1 protein-coding gene is annotated in these 1,370 nt (G+C 68.2%); it reads left to right on the forward strand.

Going from position 1 to position 1,370, the window contains the following annotated elements; genetic code table 11:
• The first annotated feature begins 50 nt into the window (after nt 1–50).
• On the forward strand, nt 51–1,343 hold the full coding sequence (locus G3T38_RS20820; protein ID WP_163774835.1) for an IS30 family transposase: 1,293 nt from the start codon (nt 51–53) through the stop codon (nt 1,341–1,343).
• Nucleotides 1,344–1,370 lie beyond the last annotated feature (27 nt).

The following is a 1,370-nucleotide window of genomic DNA, read 5'->3' on the forward strand; positions in this document are numbered from 1 at the left end:
GGCGGAGTCCATCGGTCTAAGCAACGCCTGCTTGATGAGGGGTGTGGGCGTTGCCGAAGGTGTTCTCGTATGAGACGCGTGATGAGTTCTTCGAGTTGGTCTGTGGTGGGTTCTCGTTGCACAGAGCGGCGCGGGTTGTCGGGGTGTCGATCGAGGCAGCGACGAACTGGTGGCGATCCTCGGGTCTTGTGACTCCGGTGATCCAGTTGGGTGCTGTTGGTGGACTTCCCGGCACGGCGCCGCCGCGTGTGCCCGGTGCGTATGGGCCGGTGGGGCCGGTCCGGCCGTTGGGTCCTGCTAGCGGTGGTGAGCGCGGCCAGGGCGGTGAGCGGCAGCGGCGGTCGTTGAGCAGCGAGGACCGCTCCGCGATCGCGGTCGGGTTGATGTGTGGATGTACCTACGCTCAGATCGGGCGACTGATCGGTCGGGACAAGTCCGTGGTGTGGCGCGAGGTCGCTCGTAACCGCGGGCCGGACGGGTCCTACTGGGCGCCCGTAGCGCACCGCGCCGCGCACGAGCGCCGGCGCCGACCCAAGTCGTTCAAGCTCGCCGCCAGCCCGAGCCTGTGTCGACAGATTGAGACCTGGATGGACGACGGCTGGTCCCCAGGTCTGATCGCGGCCATGCTGCGCCGCAAGCACCCGCACACGATCATGGACCGCGTGTCGCACGAGACCATCTACCGCGCGCTTTACGTCCAGACCCGCGGCACCCTGCGCCAAGGCCTGCGCCAGGACCTGGCCGCGAAGCTGTTGAGCAAACGCCGCGCACGCAAACCGCACGGCAGCGTCGATGGCCGCGGCAGCAGCCGCTACCGCGAGGCATTCACCATCAGCCAGCGCCCCGCCGAGGTCGCCGACCGCGCCGTGCCCGGGCACTGGGAGGGCGATCTGATCCTCGGTGCCGGCAACACCTCAGCGGTCGGCACCCTGGTCGAACGCACCACCCGGTTCGTGATCCTGCTCCACCTGCCCGGACGCCACGACGCCGACTCCGTCGCTGAGGCCATGATCCGCGAGATGAGCAAGCTGCCCGAACACCTGCGCCGCTCGCTGACCTGGGACCGCGGCGCCGAGCTGGCCAAGTACCGCGACATCGAAGCCCAACTCGAGATGCCCGTCTACTTCTGCGACCCCCGCTCGCCGTGGCAACGCGGCACCAACGAGAACACCAACCGGCTCCTACGGTTCTGGCTGGAGAAGGGCACCAATCTGTCCGTGCACACCGCCGACGACCTCGCCCGGATCGCCGCAACCCTCAACCAACGCCCACGACCTACCCTCGACCTACGGACACCAGCCCAAGCGCTGGCCGAGCTGCTCGCCAACCCGGCAGCAGCATGACCGTTGCTTAGACCGATGGACACCGCC

This window comes from Nocardioides zeae (genome assembly GCF_010686755.1).
GTDB lineage: Bacteria > Actinomycetota > Actinomycetes > Propionibacteriales > Nocardioidaceae > Nocardioides > Nocardioides zeae.